14 protein-coding genes are annotated in these 18,758 nt (G+C 73.4%); 5 read left to right on the plus strand and 9 right to left on the minus strand.

All coding sequences use genetic code 11. The annotated features are described in order from the left end of the window. Nucleotides 1-4: 4 nt before the first annotated feature. The 3 genes from WMF11_RS29390 to WMF11_RS29400 all read right to left on the minus strand — a co-directional run bounded on the left by WMF11_RS29390 (nt 5) and on the right by WMF11_RS29400 (nt 4,297). Entirely contained in the window at nt 5-1,498 is a 1,494-nt protein-coding gene (locus WMF11_RS29390) for a flavin monoamine oxidase family protein (RefSeq protein ID WP_437973052.1), read from the minus strand. Nucleotides 1,499-1,563: 65 nt separating this feature from the next. Further along, nucleotides 1,564-3,012, minus strand: a complete 1,449-nt coding sequence (locus WMF11_RS29395; protein ID WP_437973053.1) for a hypothetical protein — start codon at nt 3,010-3,012, stop codon at nt 1,564-1,566. 487 nt (nt 3,013-3,499) lie between these two features. Beyond that, a complete protein-coding gene (locus WMF11_RS29400; protein ID WP_437541823.1) occupies nt 3,500-4,297 on the minus strand; it encodes a sensor histidine kinase in 798 nt (265 codons plus the stop codon). Between the two features lie 756 nt (nt 4,298-5,053). Here WMF11_RS29400 and WMF11_RS29405 point away from each other — a divergent pair. Then, a complete protein-coding gene (locus tag WMF11_RS29405) occupies nt 5,054-6,229 on the plus strand; it encodes a lactonase family protein (protein WP_437973054.1) in 1,176 nt (391 codons plus the stop codon). Nucleotides 6,230-6,292: 63 nt separating this feature from the next. On the opposite strand, the gene WMF11_RS29410 is transcribed toward WMF11_RS29405, so the two are convergent. Further along, complete coding sequence (locus tag WMF11_RS29410) at nt 6,293-7,513, minus strand: Acg family FMN-binding oxidoreductase (RefSeq protein WP_437973055.1); 1,221 nt, start codon at nt 7,511-7,513, stop codon at nt 6,293-6,295. Between the two features lie 124 nt (nt 7,514-7,637). Between WMF11_RS29410 and WMF11_RS29415 the strand changes: the two genes are divergently transcribed. Together WMF11_RS29415 and WMF11_RS29420 are read left to right on the plus strand one after the other, a co-directional pair. Continuing rightward, nucleotides 7,638-8,615, plus strand: coding sequence for a LysR family transcriptional regulator (locus WMF11_RS29415; protein ID WP_437973056.1), 978 nt, complete (start codon nt 7,638-7,640; stop codon nt 8,613-8,615). 137 nt (nt 8,616-8,752) lie between these two features. Further along, the gene (locus WMF11_RS29420; protein WP_437902570.1) at nt 8,753-9,673 is read left to right on the plus strand and encodes a transposase; all 921 of its coding nucleotides are present in this window, start codon (nt 8,753-8,755) and stop codon (nt 9,671-9,673) included. A 97-nt stretch (nt 9,674-9,770) separates the two neighbouring features. Here the strand turns inward: WMF11_RS29420 and WMF11_RS29425 are convergent, their stop codons facing one another. The 3 genes from WMF11_RS29425 to WMF11_RS29435 are packed head-to-tail and all read right to left on the minus strand — an operon-like array spanning nt 9,771 to nt 13,328. Then, nucleotides 9,771-11,558 (minus strand): hypothetical protein, encoded by a 1,788-nt coding sequence (locus WMF11_RS29425; protein ID WP_437973057.1) that lies wholly within the window; start codon nt 11,556-11,558, stop codon nt 9,771-9,773. After that, nucleotides 11,545-12,384 carry a S8 family peptidase gene (locus WMF11_RS29430; RefSeq protein ID WP_437973058.1) on the minus strand — a complete coding sequence of 280 codons (840 nt, stop codon included), beginning with the start codon at nt 12,382-12,384 and terminating at the stop codon, nt 11,545-11,547. The genes WMF11_RS29425 and WMF11_RS29430 overlap by 14 nt, the downstream gene beginning before the upstream one ends. Further along, nucleotides 12,381-13,328 (minus strand): hypothetical protein, encoded by a 948-nt coding sequence (locus WMF11_RS29435; protein ID WP_437902573.1) that lies wholly within the window; start codon nt 13,326-13,328, stop codon nt 12,381-12,383. The genes WMF11_RS29430 and WMF11_RS29435 overlap by 4 nt, the downstream gene beginning before the upstream one ends. Before the next feature lie 206 nt (nt 13,329-13,534). Here WMF11_RS29435 and WMF11_RS29440 point away from each other — a divergent pair, with 206 nt between their 5' ends. Then, nucleotides 13,535-14,140 (plus strand): hypothetical protein, encoded by a 606-nt coding sequence (locus WMF11_RS29440; RefSeq protein WP_437973059.1) that lies wholly within the window; start codon nt 13,535-13,537, stop codon nt 14,138-14,140. A gap of 37 nt (nt 14,141-14,177) precedes the next feature. On the opposite strand, the gene WMF11_RS29445 is transcribed toward WMF11_RS29440, so the two are convergent. After that, entirely contained in the window at nt 14,178-16,202 is a 2,025-nt protein-coding gene (locus tag WMF11_RS29445) for an ATP-binding cassette domain-containing protein (RefSeq protein ID WP_437973060.1), read from the minus strand. An 18-nt stretch (nt 16,203-16,220) separates the two neighbouring features. On the opposite strand from WMF11_RS29445, the gene WMF11_RS29450 reads away from it, so the two are divergent. Next, nucleotides 16,221-16,895 carry a hypothetical protein gene (locus WMF11_RS29450; RefSeq protein ID WP_437973061.1) on the plus strand — a complete coding sequence of 225 codons (675 nt, stop codon included), beginning with the start codon at nt 16,221-16,223 and terminating at the stop codon, nt 16,893-16,895. A gap of 350 nt (nt 16,896-17,245) precedes the next feature. Here the strand turns inward: WMF11_RS29450 and WMF11_RS29455 are convergent, their stop codons facing one another. Continuing rightward, a complete protein-coding gene (locus WMF11_RS29455) occupies nt 17,246-18,748 on the minus strand; it encodes a pyruvate kinase (RefSeq protein WP_437973062.1) in 1,503 nt (500 codons plus the stop codon). Between the last annotated feature and the right edge of the window lie 10 nt (nt 18,749-18,758).

The following is an 18,758-nucleotide window of genomic DNA, read 5'->3' on the forward strand; positions in this document are numbered from 1 at the left end:
ACGATCAGGGCACGGTCTGGAGCGCGCTCTCGGCCGAGCGGAGCGCGCCCTCGATCCCTTGATAATCGCAGTAGGCCTCGCCACAGACATGGACGCTGCCGACAGGCGCGTTGCTGCCGGGGAGGTCGAACGCCCTCAGCCTCTCGAGGACCTCCCACGACCTGACGCCTGGCCGCCAGGTATGGGCCCCCGCCCCGTAGGGCTCCCGGCTCCAGTCCCGGATGGCCCAGGTCGTCACGGTGCCGGCGGCGCGCTGCTGTCCGTCCGGGTCCTGGAGGTCCACGCCGAGGTATTTCAGGAGCTGCCGCTTCAGCGCCTCGCTGCCGTCGATCTCCGCGCGATCGTGGGCCTCGCCCTGGACATAGACCTTCCAGAACTCCGTGGCCGGTCGATCGGTGTAGAGCATGATCATGCCCTTGCCGTCGCTCTCGCGGTAGGTGGTGTGGACCTCCCTGGCGGGCATCAGCGACGCGTTCCTGTGGGGCGGCGTGCGCCCCGTCCACCACGGCGCGTCCGTGACCAGGAAGCACTTGAGGAGCGGAAACCCGAAGACCGCGTCGAGATCCCGCTGGATCTCCCGGGAGAAGCAGCCGGCAAGCCGCATCAGGGGGCTACGGGGCAACGCGAGGATCACGTGCCTCGCGACGGCCTCCACCGTCTCCGCGCCGCGGGCGAACTGCAGGCGGATCTTCCCTCCTTCCGCTGCCGCGAGCGACGTGAGCGCGTGGCGAAGGTGGATGGCGACCTGCTCGGGGCGCCGCTCGAGCTCTCGCACCAGGGCGAGGGGTAGCGCCCGGGAGCCGCCTTCGATGCTGACGAGCGAGGCGTCCCCCTCCCCCTCGCTGGACAGCGCGCGAAGCCAGAAGACGATCCAGTCCATGGCGTTGGGGTTCTCCGGGATCAGGTGGAAGAACGTGCCCTGATCCCGGATCGCGAGCACGGCCCCGTGGCTGAGGACGTCGCTCAGCGCGTTCCAGAACCCCTGTTCGTAGAGGAAGTCGCCTCCCAGCCTGGCGCCGCGGCGCATGCTGGCATAGTCGTCCTCCGCGAGGCGCCTCAGCCACTCCCGGTGCTCCTCGTCCCTGGGGTCGTCCGGGTTGCCGGGGCTCGCCCACGGGGTATCCTTCAAGATCCTCAGGATACCGAGCTTCATCAGCTCGAGCGTCGTGTGGGGGCGATGAGCGGGTCCGGCCTCGTCGGGGGCGAGGGAGAACCGCTGCCCCTGGACGGGCTCGGCCGCATACGGGGTGAACGGCCTGGTCTTCAGGCCGAGCTCGTCGAGCAGCCCCATCAGCAGGCGCTGCCGGCGCTTTTCGAAGCGCATGGGGCCGCACTCGGCGAGGAAACCATCGAGGTCGACCGTCTCTATCCGACCCCCGAACCGCTCCGAGGCTTCGAAGAGCCCGACGGTGCGGCCGGGGTCCCGCTGGGCGAGGCGAAAGCTGCAGTAGAGGCCGGTGATGCCGGCGCCGACCACGATCGTATCGAACTCTTGCACGCGGGTCCTCCTCGGTTCCTGGACAGGGGGTGAGGCCGGCGTCCCCGCCGGCCTCCGCGGCGCCGTCACGCGGCTGCCCGCTCGGCACAGGCGCCGCCCATCTCCACGCCTTCCTGCGTCGTTTCATAGAACAGGAAGCGCCCGGAGGTCGCCTCGCAGACGGCCTGCCAACCGCGCATCCGCCCGACGACATCGAACGAGAGCCCCCAGCGAGGCGTCTCGTCGATCACGCGCACGCCGAGGGCGTGCATCGGCAAGAGGGCGACCGGCGCCAGGGCATGGAAGACGCTGAGGGCGGGCCGCGGACAGCCGGGCTTGGCGTGGACGCTCGCGCGGAGGTAGCTGGCGCTCGAGAAGCCGAGCCCGTCGACAACCCGCTCGATCAGGCCGAGGCCCCGGATGCCATGATGGTTGATGGCCATGTAGAGGGGCGTCACCTCGTCCGTCGCCGCCTGGAAGGCCCTGGCCCGGGCGGCGAGCGCGGTGGGGATCCCGTCCGGGTGCCCGGCCACGGCGGCATAGAACAGCACCGCTTCGTCCTCGTCGGAGAGGCCGCAGTCCTTGATGAACATCAGCGATCGCGACTGGGCGGCGGCCGCCTCCCTCACCGCTTCATCGTCCGCGATCGAGGCGACCACCTCCGCGGCGCTGCGCTCGACGACGCTGGCCCAGTCCGCGGGCAGGTACGCGAGGGTATCGGCGACGATCACCTCGTCACGGACGCCGAGGCGGGGTAGATCGCGCCAGAGCTGCTCGAGGTGGCTCCGGACCTCGTCCGCGCAGAAGCCCATGTCGCGGGTGTGAAGGCACGTGTCCGGAACGACCACCACGTGGGCGCCGCCAGGGTGGAACTCGCGCAGGACGCGCGCCAGCGCCGCTCGCATCTTGATGCCGAGGAACTCGGCGAAATCGGGCCCCCGGCCGAACCTGCCTGTCTTGAGCGGCACTGGCACCTTGCCGCCGCCCTCCGGCATGGCCAGCACGATGGGCTCACCCGTCCGCACGATCCGCTCGAGCCTGGCGTCGAACTCGGCCATGTCCCGGGGGCACTCGAACCGGGTCTTGCTGGTCTGGATCGAAGCCTTCTTGATGATGGCCTTGAGCTGGGCGGCCCTGTCGCCGTGTCGGGCCCCTGCCTTTCGCAAGCAGTCCTCGAAAGGACGGATCGCCTGATCGAGCTCGCCGAGGAAGACGTCGATCTCGGCAGGCCCGGCGAAGCGGACCGAGGCCGCAGGTAGCCTGCTGCCGGACAGCACGCGCTGCTTCGCGGCGAGGAGCTCCGGCGCCTTCGCGAGGCCGGCGGCCGGCTGGGTCACGGCGCTCTGGTAGCGAGGGGCGGGGGTGCGGCCGGAAGGCGCCCTCTCGCCGTCGAGCTCCGCGAGGCCGGCGGGTCGCGCGCTCATGGGATGACGCGCGCCGTGAGCCTCGGTGTTCTTCGCAGCCTCCGAGACGATGGTGGGGTGACCTTTGCCGAGCACAATGCTGATGAGGTCGCTGGTCGCTTCGATCTTCATGGTTCTCCCCTGCGACGCGGGCGCCACGACGACGCCCCATCGATCGGCTCCGCTTCGATCGAGCATTCGTCGAACGCGGATTGCCTATCTGGCCCTAGCTCTCACGTGAGCCAGAGCACACCTCGTGCCGGCGGAGCTCACGCAGATCCACGGGGATATCGGCGCGCTGGCCGCGCGATCGGGGAGGAGCGCACGGCCCGCTACACGATCGAGCAATGGATTGCGTGCCAGGGAGGGCGCGCCCCGTAGTCGACGGGTGTTGGCGTCCTCTGCGAGGCGGGAGATCTCGAGATCTCGCGGCGAGCGGACAGGTCGCGCGGGCGCGTGCCTGCGCTGCGGACCGCACGAGGCGGCGGGCGCGCCGCGCGCGACCGGTGAGCTCACGTGGATGGCGGGGGTGCGCGGCGCCTCGCTGTGTGGGCGGGCGCTCGACGAGGGGATGGGGAGGGTGACGGCGTGTGGACGGGCGTCGCAGGGAGCGACGGTGTCAGGGAGCGAGCGAGATGGCGGCCCGACTGGCGGGCTCGGGCTCGAGGGGGAGCTCGACCAGGAACGTCGAGCCGCAGCCCGGCGAGCTCTCCACGCCGATGGTTCCGCCGTGAGCGCGCACGATCTCGCGCGCGATGTAGAGCCCGAGCCCGAGGCCGCCGAAGTGCACAACGCCGCCCGCGCGCTCGAAGCACCTGAAGATGCGGGCCTGGTCCTCCTCCGCGATGCCCGCGCCTCGATCGCGGACGAGGAGCTCCGCTCCGCCGGGACAGGCCTTCACCTCGATGGATATCGGCCGGCCCGCGCCGAACTGGATGGCGTTCTTGACGAGATGGAACACGAGGCGTCCCATCTGCTCGCGGTCCCAGCGGCCGACGACGCCCTCCGGCGCGTCGATGGAGATCGTGGAGGACGGGGAGCGGAGCTCCACCGGGAGCCCGGCGATCACCTCCTGGACGAGCGCGCCGAGATCGACGGTCTCGCGCTCGGGATCGAGCGGGCCCGATCGGAGCCGGATCGCCTGGAGCATGTCATCGCAGAGGCGGGTGAGCCGGTTGACCTGCCGGCCGACGACCTCGAGCGAGGCGACCCACGTTGACCCATCCTCCGCCCGCTGCTCGCTCAGCCGCTTCATCCGCTGCACCTGCAAGTTGAGCGAGGTCAGCGGCGTCAGGAGCTCGTGCGACGCGAGCGTGAGGAACTCGTCCCGAACACTGGCGCCTGCGTCGGGCTCGCAGCCGCGGGCGGGCCGGCGAGCTTCGGGGGTTCCAGTGAGAGGGGCGTTCGAGACGGACATGGTTCAACTCCCGTTGGAGAGTGGATGGACTTTCGCGATCGCGTCCGAAGCATCGGCGATGCCACGCGTCATCGCCCTGGGAGAAGCGCGGTTTCCGCGGCACCTCGCGCTGGCTCCGGGCCGCCGAGGGCGGGGGTGCCGTGGCGCCCGGCGAACGGTTGCTCAGGTACGCAAGAAGCAGAGCCGGCAGCGACCCGACCCGGGTTCGGGGGGCGGGGCGACCCGGGGCGACCCGACCCAGGTTGGAGCGACCCGACCCAGGTTGGAGCGACCCGACCCAGGTTCGGCGATCCGACCCCGACCCGACCCAGGTTCGGCGATCCGACCCGGACGACCGTGACCCGACCCAGGTTGGGCGATCCGGCAGGCAACCCGACCCAGGTTGGGCGATCCGACCCAGGTTGGGCGATCCGACCCAGGTTGGGCGAGCCGACTCAGGTTGGGCGAGCCGACCCAGGTTGGGCGATCCGTCACGCTAGGCAGGGCCACGCACGCGCGCCGGCCAGGGTGCCGCAGGCGGATCGACGCCCGGGTGAAGGGCTGAGGCGCGCCGTAGCGGACCGGTCGACGGCAGCGAAACCGCGGAGGGGCTTCCGCGTAGCAGCGGATGAACCCGCCCGACGGAGCGCGCAGAGCCGCGCCCGCGAGCTCGGGGCGCGCCGTGCCCGTCGTCACGACGGAGATGCGCCTCGACGATCGACGCACCAACAAGCCCGCGCCGCTGGGTTCGCGGCGCCATTCCCCAGGAGCTTCCTCATGTTTCGCAGCACGATGAGCATCACGGCCCTGAGCTTCGCTCTCTTCGCGGCGGGCGCGCCCGGCGACGCCATGGCGCACGGCAGCGGCGTCCACCGGCACGGCCAGATCTTCGTCATGACCAACGCCGGAGACGGCAACTCCGTGATGGCGTATGACCGGGCGGCGGACGGCTCGCTCGCGTACGCCGGCACGTACGCGACCGGAGGGCTCGGCGCGCCGACCCGGCCGATCAACGCGCTCGGATCCCAGGGTTCGCTCGTCCTCAGCGAGGACGGGAAGCTCCTGTTCGCCGTGAACGCGGGCAGCAGCGAGGTGTCGATGTTCCGCGTCAGCCCCCACGGCCTGACGCTGCTCGACGTTGTCGACTCGGGCGGCGACTTCCCGGTGAGCGTCGCCTCGCACGGCGACCTTCTCTATGTCCTCAACGTGGGTGGCGAAGGCAACATCGCCGGCTTTGAAGTGAACCCGTGCGGCGAGCTCGTCCCGCTCGACGGATCGAACCGCAGCCTCGGCCTCGGCGGCACGACGCCGCCGTCGCTCGCCGCGACGCCGGGTCAGATCGGCTTCTCTCCGGACGGCGAGGCGCTGATCGTGGCAGGCAAGGGGTCCAATCAGCTCCACGTGTTCGCCATGAGCGGCCGCGGGCTGCCCAGCGACGCGCCGGTCACGACGATCTCCAGGGGCCTTGTCCCGTTCGATTTCGCCTTCGATCGCCGCGGCCATCTCATCGTTGCGGAGGTCGGCGGCGACGGCGTGCCCGCGACCGGCGACACCAGCGTGGTGTCCTCGTATAAAATCGGGCCCGATGGGAGCCTCGCTGTCATCAGCGACACGGTCGACACCTTCCAGCGAGCGACCTGCTGGATCGCCGGCGCCCCTGGGAGCCGCTATGTCTTCACGGCCAACACGGGCAGCAACACGCTCTCCGGGCTCCAGGTCGACGCGCGGGGCGCGCTGACGCTGCTCGACGACGGCGTGTCCGCCTCGTTCCCCACCGGAACGGCGCCGATCGACCTCACGATGACGCGCGACGGCCGGTTTCTGTACACCCTCAACGCCGGCACCGGGTCGATCGCCGCATTCCAGGTGAGCCGCGACGGCGGCCTGATCCCACGCGGGGAGGCGGGTGGATTGACGCCCGGCGGCGGCGCCCAGGGCATCGCCGTGCGGTGACGGTCGTTCCTCGGCGTCCAGGGTCTGCCGCGCTCGGTCAGCACGCCAGCCGGGGCGCGGCGCTCACGCGGCGCGGATCACCTCCTCCGCGGCGCGGCGCGGGCCGCACACGCCCTCTCGCTCCGGAAAGCCCAGCCGGAACGCGAAGGTGAGCTGCCGGTCGCCTAGACCCAGCGCCTCGGTGAACGAGCGCTCCATCGCCGGCGCTCGTCCGAGCATGCGCTCCCGGTCGATGACCTCCGGCACCTGGTTCAGCGGGTGCATCGCGATGCCGCGCGCGGCCGCCCAGAGATGCATGCGTTGCCACAGGCGCCCGGCACGGAGCGTCGCGCCCAGGTCGTGGCGGTCGCGGACCGCGATGAGGCCGACGGCGGGATCGCCGGCGAGGTGGACCTCGCGGGTGACGCGGAGCCAGTCGTCGTGCATCTGTTCCGCAGACGGACGCGGCAGCAGCTTGACCGCCGCGGTGAGCAGCGGACCGAGCCCCATCACATCGAAGGTCAGCCCGTCCCGATGGCTCGGTACCGCCTCCGGCGCCAGCCGGAACCACGCGTCGCTGTCCCGCACCATCGCCGCGTCGCGGACGATGGTCTCGGTGGCGCGCAGCGTGTGAGCGGCGAAGCCCTCGCGCTGATCGGGGCGCTCCAGCCAGACGACCTCACCATCGGAGCCCGCTTCGCTCAGGCGCGAGAGCTCCTGGAGCGCCGAACCAGGCACGCGCTGCGCCTGGTACGGGCCACGGTTCGTGTGGCGCCGTGCGATGACCTCCGCGAGCGGGGACGCCGCTGCGCCTGGCTCGATCCAGACGCGCGCCACCCGGATCGCCCGCGGCGCCGCGCGCTCGAGAGCGCGAGATCCCTCCGGGTCGGAGCCCGGCAGAGGGCCGGCTTCGAGCTCGACGCGGGGCGCCCATCCCATCGAACCCGCCGCGAGCGCCAGGTTCTCTATCGCGCAACCGAGCCCGATGTGCATCTCGCGCAGGAACGGATCCATGGTGCCGAGCGATCGAGACCTGTCCGAGAACACGTCGATGTGATCCGGGTGGACCTCGAACAGCCAGGGTTGCGTGTTGTGCGGGCTCGCGGCGAGCACCGCCGCGCGCACGAGCTCGGCGAGCTCGCCGCCGCGCTGCCCGCGGAACGCGGTCCAAGGGGCGAACGGCTCGCCCGCCCGATCGTCGAACACACCCCGGCCGGCAGCGTACCAGCCCGCTCCCGCCGCCACGGCGAGCGTCGCGACGCCTTCCAGCAGGCGCCGCCGCGAGACCTTGAGTTTCCTCTCCATGATGCGCTCCATCCTCCAGAGGACGTCTGACCGGGCTCCACGAGCGACGGCCATGCGCAGAGATTGAGGCGGTTCTGACGATTAGTACAGGACATTACTCTAATACTATATATTAGTACGGCTAATGATCGAGTCTCTCCCCGACGACTTGAATCTCCTGCTCGCGCTTGACGTGCTGCTGCGCGAGCGGCACGTGACGCGCGCGGCGAAGCGGCTCGGCATCACGCAGTCGGCTGCGAGCCAGCGGCTCGGGCGGCTGCGCGAGTTCTTCGGCGATGCGCTGCTCGCTCCGGGGCGGCCGCTGCTCGCCCTCACGCCGCGCGCCGAGGCGCTCGCCGATCCGCTGGCTCAGGCGCTCGCGAGCTTGCGAGCGGCGGTCCAGGCCGGCGCGCCGTTCGACCCAGCGACGTCCGAGCGCCGCTTCGTGCTGCTCGGCAACGACCTGCTGGAGGCGGTCGCCCTGCCGCGGCTCTTGCCCCTGCTGGCGCGCGAGGCGCCGCACATCACGGTGCAGGTCGACCGCGCCGAAGCGGACTTCGTGAGGCGCCTCGAGCGGGGAACGGCGGATCTCGCGTTCGTCCCGGAGTTCCTCGTGCCCCCGTCGTCACGACAGCTGCGCTTGCCGGAGGAGGGATTCGTGACGCTGATGCGCAGGGACCACCCCGCAGCGTCGCGGCGGCTGACCCTGGAGCGCTACCTGGAGCTCGGGCACGTGCTGATCGCTCCGCACGGCATGCCGGGCAGCCTGGTCGATCGCGCGCTGGAAGCTCGTGGGCGGCGGCGGCGGATCGTCGCGCAGGTCCAGCACTTCGTGACGGTGCCTTTCCTGATCGCGGCATCGGACCTCGTGGTGACGTGTCCCGCGACGGTCGCGGCGGTGTCGAGGCCCTTCGGCCTACGCGCGGTCCGGCCCCCCGTCGAGCTCGGCGTGGACCGATCTTCGGCTGTCTGGCACGAGCGCGTGCACGACGATCCAGGCCATCGCTGGCTGCGCTCCTGGCTCAGCAAGGCGATCCGCGCGGGCGCGAGGACCCGACCCAACCAGGTTGACCCCACCCAGGTTGACGGGAAGGGCAAACCCGAAACGACCCACCCAGGTTGACCCGACCCGCCGCCGGGTGACGGAGCATGGCACGGTCCGCCATGGCGCCGCCACCTGCAGGCATGGGTAAGTACTTGGTAAGTACTTGAGATCGTTCACCACGATGGCCGGCACGGCTCTTGGAATTCTGCCCGACCATGAGCCAGCCCCGCCAGATCGCGCCCGGCGCAACCTACCTGATCACCCGTCGCGTCCTGCGCCGGCATCTCCTCTTCCGCCCCGACGCAGCCATCACTCAGCTCTTGGTCTACGCCCTCGCGGTCTCGACCCGCCGCTACGGCATCGAGGTCCATGCGCATTGCGCGATGTCGACGCACCTGCACCTCGTCGTGACCGACGTGAACGGCGTTCTGCCGCGCTTCCTGCAGTTCTTCCATCGCATCGTCGCGCTCGGCACGAAGGTGCTCCGTGCGTGGGAAGGGCCGGTATGGGATCATGAGGCCACGAGCGTGGTGCGGCTGCTGACACGCGCGGCGGTCGTGGAGAAGATCGCCTATGTCCTCGCAAACCCTGTGGCCGCTGGACTCGTCCCGCATGCGCATGAGTGGCCGGGCGCCAAAGTGAAGGTGGGCGAGATCGGCCTAGGCGTGTTGTGCGCGGCGCGTCCCGCCGCATACTTCGACCCCAAAAATCCACAGTGGCCGGAGGAAGCAACGCTGTCACTCACGCTGCCGCCGACCATCGAGCATGACAGCGCCGAGGACTTTCGCCATGCCATCGCCGCCGAGCTCGAGAGGCAAGAATTGCAGGCGCAAGCGGAGGTGAAGCAGCGAGGGCGCCGCTTCCTCGGCGCCGAACAAGCCGGCAAGGTCTCGCCCCATGAGCGCATCACGAGCCTCGAGGCGCCGCGCGCTGGCAATCCGACGTTTGCTGTCGGCCGCAAGCAGGGTGACGCTTGGCGCTCGGCTCGTGCCGCTGTACGCGGGTTTCGCGCCTTGTACCGGGCGGCGCTCGAGCGGTGGCGTGCCGGCGTGCGCAGCGTGGTATTCCCGGCAGGGACGTGGTGGATGTGCACGTTTCACGGCGCCAACATGGCCGATGTTGTGCTCACGATGTAGGTATTTAGAGGGTAAAAGGGCAGGGACAACCTGGGTGAGGTGGCGCGCGCGGCTCCCGGGTCAGCCTGGGTGGCACGGGTTGTTCGCGGCTCCCGGGTCAACCTGGGTGGCACGGGTTGTTCGTGACGACGAATCCCAATGCCTCCACGCTGGCGCGAGCGTCGCCGTCCCAGCCGAGCTGCGGATCTAGGCGAAGCTCGCCCGGCGCGAGCATGGCGGGCAGCGCCATCAGACCAACGAGCTCGACCGCATCGAGCTCCGCGCCAGTGTCGCCCGCGAACGGCGGACACAGCACGCGCCCTGCCGGCGCGAACGCCAGCGCTGCGCGCAGCGGCCCGCCCAGCGTCGCGCGCAGCACGGCGAGATCGTTGCCGATGGTGGCTGGCGTGGCAGCCGCCGGCCAGATCCATACCGCGAGGCCGGGCAGGTCGGCCACGCAGACCGCCATCGCGCGCGCGGGGGGGAGCGCGCGGCCACGGGCACCGAGGGGCGATGCCGCGATCGCGGCGACGATGAGCCCCGGCCGGGCGAGCGTCAACGCCGCGAGCCGACCGAGGTTGCGCTGAGCCGCCGTCCGGCGAGCGGCGATCGCGGCAAGGTGGTCGGGACGATCGTAAACGAGCTCGACCTCGCGCTGCATCGCCACGTGAGGCGAGGTCTGCGCCGCCGCGGCAAGCGCCCGCTCGCGGGCCTCGCCGTCCGACGTTGGCCCTCCCTTCTCCGGGAGCGCCGCGGCTTCCTCGATTTCCAGACGCTCCCGGAGGAGCTGCGCCACCCGCGAGGACAGACCCAGGGAGCCGAGCGACCAGGCGGCGGAGAACCAGTCCGCCGGCTCCGCGAGCGCGAGCGCCTCGGTCGAGGCGCGATCCCAGGCGGCGAGCGCCTCTCCGAGCGGAAGGCCGAGCGCGCGGAAGAGCGCGCCCGCCTCATCCAGCGCCGCCGCCGCGCCCGGATCGCCGAGATTTCGCCGCGCGCGCCCGATCGCCCTCGACGCGTAAGCGACCCAGGTTCGGAGTGGCGGCGCGGCGTGCTCGGCAATCTCGCGGGCGGAGGTCGCGAGCGCCAGGGCGTCGTCGGCGCGGCCGAGCTCGAGCGCAAGCTCGGAGAGGAACGTGAGGGCGCGCGCGCGGCCGAACGCGTCGCCGAGGCGGGCGCACAGCCACTCCTGTCGCTGGAGCGGCGCTCGGGCGCGCTCCAGGGCGCCGAGGCCGAGCGCCGCCGCGCCGAGCTGGCCGCAGGCGATCGCCTCGCCCACGGAGTCGCCCCGGCGGCGGTGGAGCTCGGCCGCGTGCTCGAGCAGCGCCTCGGCCGCCCCGTGCGCGCCGAGGGTCACGTAGAGCGTGCCGAGCGAGTTCAGGATCTGCGCGCGCTCGCCGAGGAACGGCTCCGAGCGGCGCAGCGCCGACAGCAGCGTGCGCTGCGCAGCCGCCGCGTCGCCGAGGAGCCGCTCGGCCGTACCGCGGTAATGGAGGGCGACGACCGCCACGCGGCGCCCGGGATCGCCTGCGGCCGCGATGGCGTCGAGCTCCTCGATGGCGGACGCGCAGGCCGCTCGGACGTCGCGGCGCAAGCGCGCGAGCGCCGCCTCGCACCGCGCGAGGTCCCGGGCCTCGGCGGCCCCTCCTCGATCGAACGCGGCGACAGCGCCCTCGAGGTGCAGGACGGCCGCGTCCAGCGCCCCCTCACGCAACGCGAGCGCGCCGCGCCCGAAGCCGAGCGCCGCCGCGACGAGCGGCCCGCCCTCGAGCACCGCCGCCGCAGGATCGCGGCCGACACCGAGGAGCGCCTCGACGCGGTCGAGCTCGGCGCGGACCTCTGCGCCCGGCGCGCTCCGCAGCAGCCGCGACAGCGACGACACGCCGTCGATCGGATCAAGCGGGAGCACCGCGCTCCTCCACCCCCTCGCCGCGCGCCCCGCGCGCGAGCCCGTGCAGCGCCGCCTTCACCGCCTCGATCGAGAGCTCCGGCCACGCGGCGCGGATGCGCGCGACGTGCGCGGTCACGTGTGGCGCCGCGAACGACGTACCGGTCCAGCGCCGCTCGCCGCCGCCGGGCGCGGGCGCGAGCACGTCGTCGCCGGGCGCGAGGATCTCGTGGTCGAGCGTGAGCTCGCTCCGGAGCGCCTCCGGGTCCTGAAAGGCCCCTCTGCCGACGCCGATCAGCGACTTGAAGCGACCTGGATAGGTGCGGAACGCCGCCGCGTTCGGGCCGGCGGCCACGAGCACGACCTCCGCGGTGTAGGCGGCGTCCGCGACCTCGTAGAGCTCGACCAGCGAGCGGTAGTCGCCCGGGCGGAGCGGCGCGTTCTTCGGGATGTCGATGCCGAGGCTCAGGTTGACCACGGAGAATCGCTCGCGGACGCAGAAGCGCAGCGCGGCGACGAGCCCGTCACGCGAGCACCGCCCGTCATCGCCGAGCGCGCGGACGCTCGTGATCTCGGCCGCGGGCGCCATGCGGTGGACGATGCCCGCGCACGCCGTCCCGTGCCCGCTGAGATCTCCCGGAGCGCACGGCGCGACCCCGTGCGCGCCACCGCCAGCGCCGCGCTGGACGAGGGCGACGTGCCGCAGCGCCGCTGCGCGCAGCGCGGGGTGCGAGGCATCGACGCCGGAGTCGATCAGCGCGACGCGCACGCCGGCGCCGCTCCGCGCGCCCGGGCGTGGCGCGCCGTGGAGCTCGCCGCCCGGTCCTGCCGGAGATGCCGTGGTCACGCGGAGCTCCCCTCCCCTGCGGAGGCCGGCTCCCCTGAATCGCCCGCGCCGATCGCGTAGGCGTCGATCCGCGCGAGGAGGTCGAGGGCCAGGCGGGCCTCCGCCTCGCCGCGCTCGGCGAGCCTGCCCACCACCGCGGCGAGCTCCAGGCGGCGGCGGTACTCGGGCGTGAGGCGCAGCGCGTGGATGTGCCGCTCCAGCGCGGCGCGGAGCGAGGTCGGCGGCGGGGCCGCCCCTTCCGGGATGGGAGGTTCCGCGCCCGCGGCTGCGCGCCCGCCTGGCCCCGCCGGCTGGCCTGGCGCCTGCGCGAGCAGGTCCGGCATCGCGCGCGCGAAGAGCTCGAAGACGACGCGCTCGGTGCGGAACGACTCCACGGTGAGCGCGAGGACCTCGGCCAGCCGCTCGGCCAAGTCGAGCTCCCGCCCGCCGAGGGGCGCGTCGTGCGAGAACAGCGCGGCGCCGCCCACGGTCGCTGCGCCGACGCGGATCGGCACGAAGATCGCGGACGCCGGCGCGGCGGCCAGGAGCGGCCGGAGCGGCGCGATCATCGGATCGCCGTCGGACAGCTCCACCGCGTGCCCGCCGCCGCCACCGAGCAGGTACGCGAACGGGGTGCCGCTCGGCGGCAGCTCCGCGCACGGCGCGCGGAAGCCGACCGCGTCAGCGACGACGGGGACCGTGAGGCGCCCGAGCGTTTCCATCTCGAGCGCGACGAGCGCCTCCGCGCACGGCATCGCGAGGCACGCGAAGCGCAGGTGCTCCCCGAGCCCGCGCACCCGCGCCTCCACCGCGCCGAGGAGCGCCGCCGACTCGACGGTCGAGAGCAGGTCGCGCAGGCGCGCCGTGAAGGGCGCGAGCGGCGAGCGCAGCGCGTGCGGGTGGGGCGGGAGGGCCCGCGCCGGGGCGGGCGGGACACCCGGCGCGGAGCGGTCGGCGAGCGGCATGGGCCGCCGATGCTACCGCCGGACCGCGCCGGAGCGAACCGCCATCACACCCGTGGGATCCGGTTGACGTGCCCAGCTCCTCTCCTAGCATGCAGCGACATGCGGCGATTCGGCTGTCCGGCGCACCGTCCGAAGCGTCCGTCCGCGCGCGCGGCCGCTCGAGCGCGATCCACGGCCGCGAGGCCCCTCGATCCGGCGCGGGCGCGATGAGCCCGCCCGTCCGCGAGGGACGGCGTCGCCTCGCCGTCGTCCTGTGGGGTGTCCTTGGTGTCGTGGCCGTCCTGGTCGAGGCCATCGTTCGTCTCGGCGCGACGGCGGCGCGCATCCTGACGGGGCACACGCTCACGACGGGTCAGCTGGTCCTGCTCGCGGCCTGGACGGTCACGATCGCCTACTTCGAGGGGTACCGCGGCTTTCAGCAGCGCTTCTCGCCGCGGGTCGTCGCGCGCGCGCTCCACCTCGCCGAGCACGGGCGGCCCCTCCACGTGGCGCTGGCGCCGCTCTACTGCATGGCGCTCCTCCACGCGACGCGCCGCCGGCTGATCGCGACGTGGGCGCTCGTCGCAGGCATCGTGGCGCTCATCCTGCTCGTGCGGCAGATGCCCCCGCCCTACCGCGCGATCGTCGACGCAGGCGTCGCCTTCGCGCTCGCCTGGGGGGCCGTATCCATCCTCGTCTGGCTCGCGCGGGGGCTCGCGGGCCGCCCGCTGGCAATCTCGGCGGACGTGCCCGAGGAGGCGCGCGGCGCTGCCGTCGACGCCGAGCACCTCGCCCGTCAGGCCGCGCGGGCAGGGGGCCCCTGCGATCCGTGACCTCCGCGCGAGCGGGGCGACAGCGCGCGCGTCTTCGTCAGCCCGCCGCCGACCTCGCGGATCGCTGCAGCGCCTCGGCCAGAAGCGACCGGTAGAGCGGCGAGCTCTCGCGGAGGGAGTCATGCGTGCCCACCGCCGCGACCCGACCGCCGTCGAGCAGCACGTTGAACGTCGACCTGAGGAGGTGCGGCGCGTGGGTCACGACGATGGCCGTGCGCCCGGCGGCGACCTCGCACGCCGTGCGGAGGACCGCCTCGGCGGTGGCGCCCGGCAGGCCCGCCTCCGGCTCGTCCAGCACGAAGACCCGCGGCTCGCGCAGCAGCACCCGCGCGAGCAGCAGCCGCCGCGCCTCACCGCCCGACAGGCTCGGCGGTGAGGCGCGCACCTCCGTCGCGAGGCCGCGCGCGGGCCGCGCCTCGCCCTCCGCCGGCGGCGCGCCTGCGAGCTCGTCGAGCTCCACACGGCGGAGCGCCTCGCGCATGCGCTCCTCCGTGGGCGCGGGCTCGAGGCCGAGCGCCAGGTTGTCCGCGATGCTCCGCTCGAACAGCCGCGCCGATTGCCCCACCACGCCGAACAGCCGCGGGAGCTCCTCGGGCGGGATCTGCCGCAGATCCACGCCCCCCACGGCGATCGCGCCCGACGACGGCTCGTCGAGGCGCAGGAGCAGGCGCAGGAGCATCGACTTGCCGCTGCCGGAGCGACCGCAGACGCCGACCACCGCTCCGGCGGGGATCGAGAGCGACACGCCATCGAGGACGGGGCGGCTCGCGCCCGGCGGCGTGAACGTGACCCCCTCGAAGGCGATCGACAGGGGGCGCCTCGCCTCGCCGTCCAGCTGCACGGCGAGGCCGCCGGAGGGGCGCGGCGGGTGCTCGGGCAGGCGCAGCAGCGCGAGCGTCGCGCGCAGCAGGGGGGCGCGCTCGATGAAGCCGGCGCGGAGGGCGTCGAGCGCCTCGAGGCGCGCCATCAGCAGCGGCACCATGAGCAGGAGCTCTCCGACCTCGCCTGCGCCGGCGACCCCGCGAGAGGCCGCGAGCGCGGCGACGATGACGAGCGGCGAGAGCGCGGCGAGCGTGCCCTTGATCTGGCCGGAGACGGCGAGCGCCTGGCCGAAGCGGCGGCGCGCGTCCGCGACCCGGCGCGCGGCCCCAGCGAGCTCTCTCTCGGCCTGGGCGCGCGCGCCGAGCAGGCGGAGGTCCTCCGCTCCCGAAAGCGCCTCGCCCACCGCGCCGAAGACGGCGGTGTCGGCGTGCTGCATCTCCCGCATCGCGCGCGCCACACGGCCCGAGGCCCGGTCCGCCGCGAGGCGCGAGGCCGCGAACAGCGCCGCGCCGCCCGCGAGGACGAGCGCCATGCCGCTCGAGACCAGCGACCCGGCCAGGACCGCGAGCGTCGCGAGCGCCTGGGGCAAGCCGGTCGCGACGGCGATCGCGAAATCGGCGACGAGGCCGGCGTCCCGCGCGATCGCGAGCCGCACGACCTCCGCGCCCCGGACGGGCGGCGCGGGCCCGGCGCTCGGCGGCCGCGGCGCGGGCCCCGCCGCCTGCGCCGCGACGAGCGCGCGCCCGGCGGCGTCCACGTCGCGGGGCGAGGCGGAGAGCGCCGCCCGGAAGAGCGCGACGCGGAGCGCGGCGGTGAGGTCGCCGCCGAGCTCCGAGCTCTTCCGGCCCGAGAGCACCGCCAGGGAGGCGGACACGAGCGTGGCGCCGAGCGCTGCGAGGACCACGGCCGCGGGCGGTGAGCCGGCGAGCAGCCGGGCGAGCGCGCCGCCGATGCCGCCCGAGGGCGGCGCCTCGCGCCCGGAGACGGCGCCGATGGCCACGCCGGCGATCGCCGGGAGCAGGCCGGACAGCGCGCCCGCGAGCGACGACAGGGCCACGACGAGGGCGAGGCGCGCGGCGGCGCTGGAAGAGCCGCCTCGCAGGCCTCCCGATGACGACGACACGGGGGGCACGCTCCCCTCGCGCAGCGAGCGAAGACCGATCCGCAGGATCGCGAGGAGCGCGCGCATCGACGTGCGATGCCACGGTACACCGCCGACGCCGTTGCGCGCGACGCGCATTCGATCGACCCTTTCACCGTGCGCACCGCGTTCGTGGCCCTGCTCCCGCTGCTCGCGGCCTGCGAGCGCCCGCCGCCCTCGCCGCCGGCGGGGGCCGACGCCGGGGCGCTCACCCCCTGGGCGCGCGGCGCCGCCGCGTCGCTGGACGAGCGCGGCGCCCGCCTCCGGACGGACAGCGCGCCGGCGGTGGGGTCCGTCGAGCCGGATGCGCTCGAGGAGATCCTCGCCGCCGCGCGGGAGGCCGCCTCCAGGCCGGCCGACGGCGTGAGCGTCGCGAAGATCGGCACGAGCACCGGCCTCCCGGCGCCTTCCGCGCTCCCGCCGGAGCCGGCGCCCGCCCCCACCCCTGCCCCCCGCTCGCGCGTCGAGATCGGCGCGCCCATGGTGCAGGCCAACATGTCGAGCCCGGCGATCGAGAAGGCGGCGCGGGCGCAGCTCTACTGGGACCTCGTGCAGCGCTGCCGCGGCCCGGGCGGGAGCCTGCTGCCGCCTGACGCCATCCGGGTGGAGTTCAACGTCGACGCCGAGGGCTATATCGTGGTGCCGACGATCATCGGGAGTGCGTCCGACCCCCGCTACGACGAGGCGGCCACCTGCATGCGGCGGGAGCTGTCGGGCGCAGCGTTCCGCGCGCCGGCAGGCGCGCGCGGGCTCCCAACCCGGGTCGACGCCACCGTGCCTTCGGTCGACTGAGCCGGAGCGGATCCGGCGGGCGTGCTGGCTGCCAACTCCGGGCTGCCCGCCCGCAGACCGCCCGGGCTCGGGCAACCCACCCGGGTTGGGTCATCCGGGTTGGGTCATCCGGGCCGCCCACCCAGGTTGAGTCATCCGGGCTGCCCACCCAGGTTGGGTCGGCCGACCGCCGGGCTGCCCACCCAGGTTAGGTCGGCCGCCGGCCGCCGCCGACCGCTGACAGCGGAAAGTGAACCGGGGTCGGGGCGCCCCGCCCAACCTGGCCGCCCAACCCGGGTCGGGTTGGGGTCGAAGCGGCTTGGTCCAACGGGTCGACCGACCGGGGTTGGGTCAACCGGGGTTGGGTCGCCTCAGTCGAGGCGTGAGACCCCGAGCGATCGCATGAGCGCCCGCTTCTTGTCCTGGTGCTCGTGCATCCGGCGGAGGACGTCGACCACGAACGCGACCGTCGCGACGATGTTCTCTCCCTGGTTGAGCATCACGCACTCCGCGCGCGAGCTCATCGCCGCGTCCGTCACCTCCCCGCGGGTCGGCACGCCGGTCTTGTTCAGGCTCTCGAGCACCTGCGTCGCCCAGATCGCGGGGACCAGCCCCGCCTCGCAGAGCCACAGGAGCTCCTCCTGGACCTCCGCCAGCCGCATGAACCCCATCTCGACGGCCATATCGCCGCGCGCGAGCATCACCCCCACCTGCTCGCTGCGCATCGCCGTGAGCAGGAGCCTCGGGAACCGCGCGAACGCAGGCGTCGTCTCGATCTTGAGGACGATCCCGAGCTGAGCCGCCCCGCGCGCGGCGAGCTCCGCCTGGAGGCGCTCCACATCGGAAGGAGACCGAACGAACGAGAGCCCCACCATGTCCGCGTGGCGCGCGATGAAGTCGAGATCCTCGAGGTCCTTCGGCGTGAGCGACGGGATCCCGAGCTCGGTGTCCGGAAAGTTCAGGCCCTTTCCTGGCTTCAGCTTCACGGAGCCCTGGCGCGCGAAATCCACCTCCACGAGCGCGGCGCCTCCGGTCACGAGCTTGACCGTGCCGCCGAGCCGCCCGTCGTCGTAGAACACCCGGTGCCCGGGCCGGAGGTCGTCGACGATCTCCGGGATGGTGCACCCGAGCGCGAGCACCTCCCCCGCGCCGGTGCTGCCCGCCGAGGGGCGTGCCCGCTTCACGTCCTTGCAGAGCCAGAGCCGGGGCCGCTCGCCCCGCTCGGGCAGCGTGACGCGCGCCGGATCCCCGTCGATCTTGCTCACGCGCGGGTTGGGCCCGGCGATGTCGCAGAGGACCTTGCACCGTACCCCGGTCTCCCGTCCCGCCTCCCGGAGCCGCTCGATGAGCCCGGCCCACGCGCCCGCGTCCTCCTTCGCGCAGTTGATCCGCGCGACGTCCATCCCTCCCTCGAGCAGCCGCTTCAGCTCCCCCTTCCGCGCGTCCCCGGGCAGCGTCACCATCACCCGCGTCGCTCGCCCCTGGCGCCCCTCCCCGAGCAGCGCCCGCGCGTGCTCCTCGATCAGCGCGCCCCCCGACGCGAACGTGGTGGGCGACTCGCCGGGCGGCCGCACCTCGGGGCGCCGCGCGAGCGCGTCGAGCGCCCCGCGCACGGCGTCGAGGGAGGCCAGCGCGCAGCGCTCCAGGCGCCCCAGCGAGCTCAGCCCGAGCGAGGCGAGCTGCCGTTGCAGGTCGCGGATGTCCTGCTGCCGGACAGCGAGGTAATGCAGCAGGTTCGTCGCTCCCGCCCGGTGCTTCGGGTGCACCGCATCGACCAGGTGCCGGTTTCGCAGCTCGTGCTCGATGGCGCTCGCCCGCAGCGCCTCGACGGCGGCGAGGGTGCGCTCGACAACCTGCAGGTCGGGATAAACCATGGCGCGATCT

Origin of the sequence: Sorangium sp. So ce295 (assembly GCF_051527405.1) — a bacterium.
GTDB classification, from domain to species: Bacteria; Myxococcota_A; Polyangia; order Polyangiales; family Polyangiaceae; genus Sorangium; species Sorangium cellulosum_B.

Bases quoted from the DNA above. Each gene is read 5' to 3' on its own strand.
- WMF11_RS29405 (WP_437973054.1), top strand. From the start codon at position 5,054: ATGTTTCGCAGCACGATGAGCATCACGGCCCTGAGCTTCGCTCTCTTC.
- WMF11_RS29395 (WP_437973053.1), bottom strand. From the start codon at position 3,012: ATGAAGATCGAAGCGACCAGCGACCTCATCAGCATTGTGCTCGGCAAA.
- WMF11_RS29420 (WP_437902570.1), top strand. From the start codon at position 8,753: ATGAGCCAGCCCCGCCAGATCGCGCCCGGCGCAACCTACCTGATCACC.
- WMF11_RS29410 (WP_437973055.1), bottom strand. From the start codon at position 7,513: ATGGAGAGGAAACTCAAGGTCTCGCGGCGGCGCCTGCTGGAAGGCGTC.
- WMF11_RS29435 (WP_437902573.1), bottom strand. From the start codon at position 13,328: ATGCCGCTCGCCGACCGCTCCGCGCCGGGTGTCCCGCCCGCCCCGGCG.
- WMF11_RS29415 (WP_437973056.1), top strand. From the start codon at position 7,638: ATGATCGAGTCTCTCCCCGACGACTTGAATCTCCTGCTCGCGCTTGAC.
- WMF11_RS29455 (WP_437973062.1), bottom strand. From the start codon at position 18,748: ATGGTTTATCCCGACCTGCAGGTTGTCGAGCGCACCCTCGCCGCCGTC.
- WMF11_RS29400 (WP_437541823.1), bottom strand. From the start codon at position 4,297: ATGTCCGTCTCGAACGCCCCTCTCACTGGAACCCCCGAAGCTCGCCGG.
- WMF11_RS29440 (WP_437973059.1), top strand. From the start codon at position 13,535: ATGAGCCCGCCCGTCCGCGAGGGACGGCGTCGCCTCGCCGTCGTCCTG.
- WMF11_RS29445 (WP_437973060.1), bottom strand. From the start codon at position 16,202: ATGCGCGTCGCGCGCAACGGCGTCGGCGGTGTACCGTGGCATCGCACG.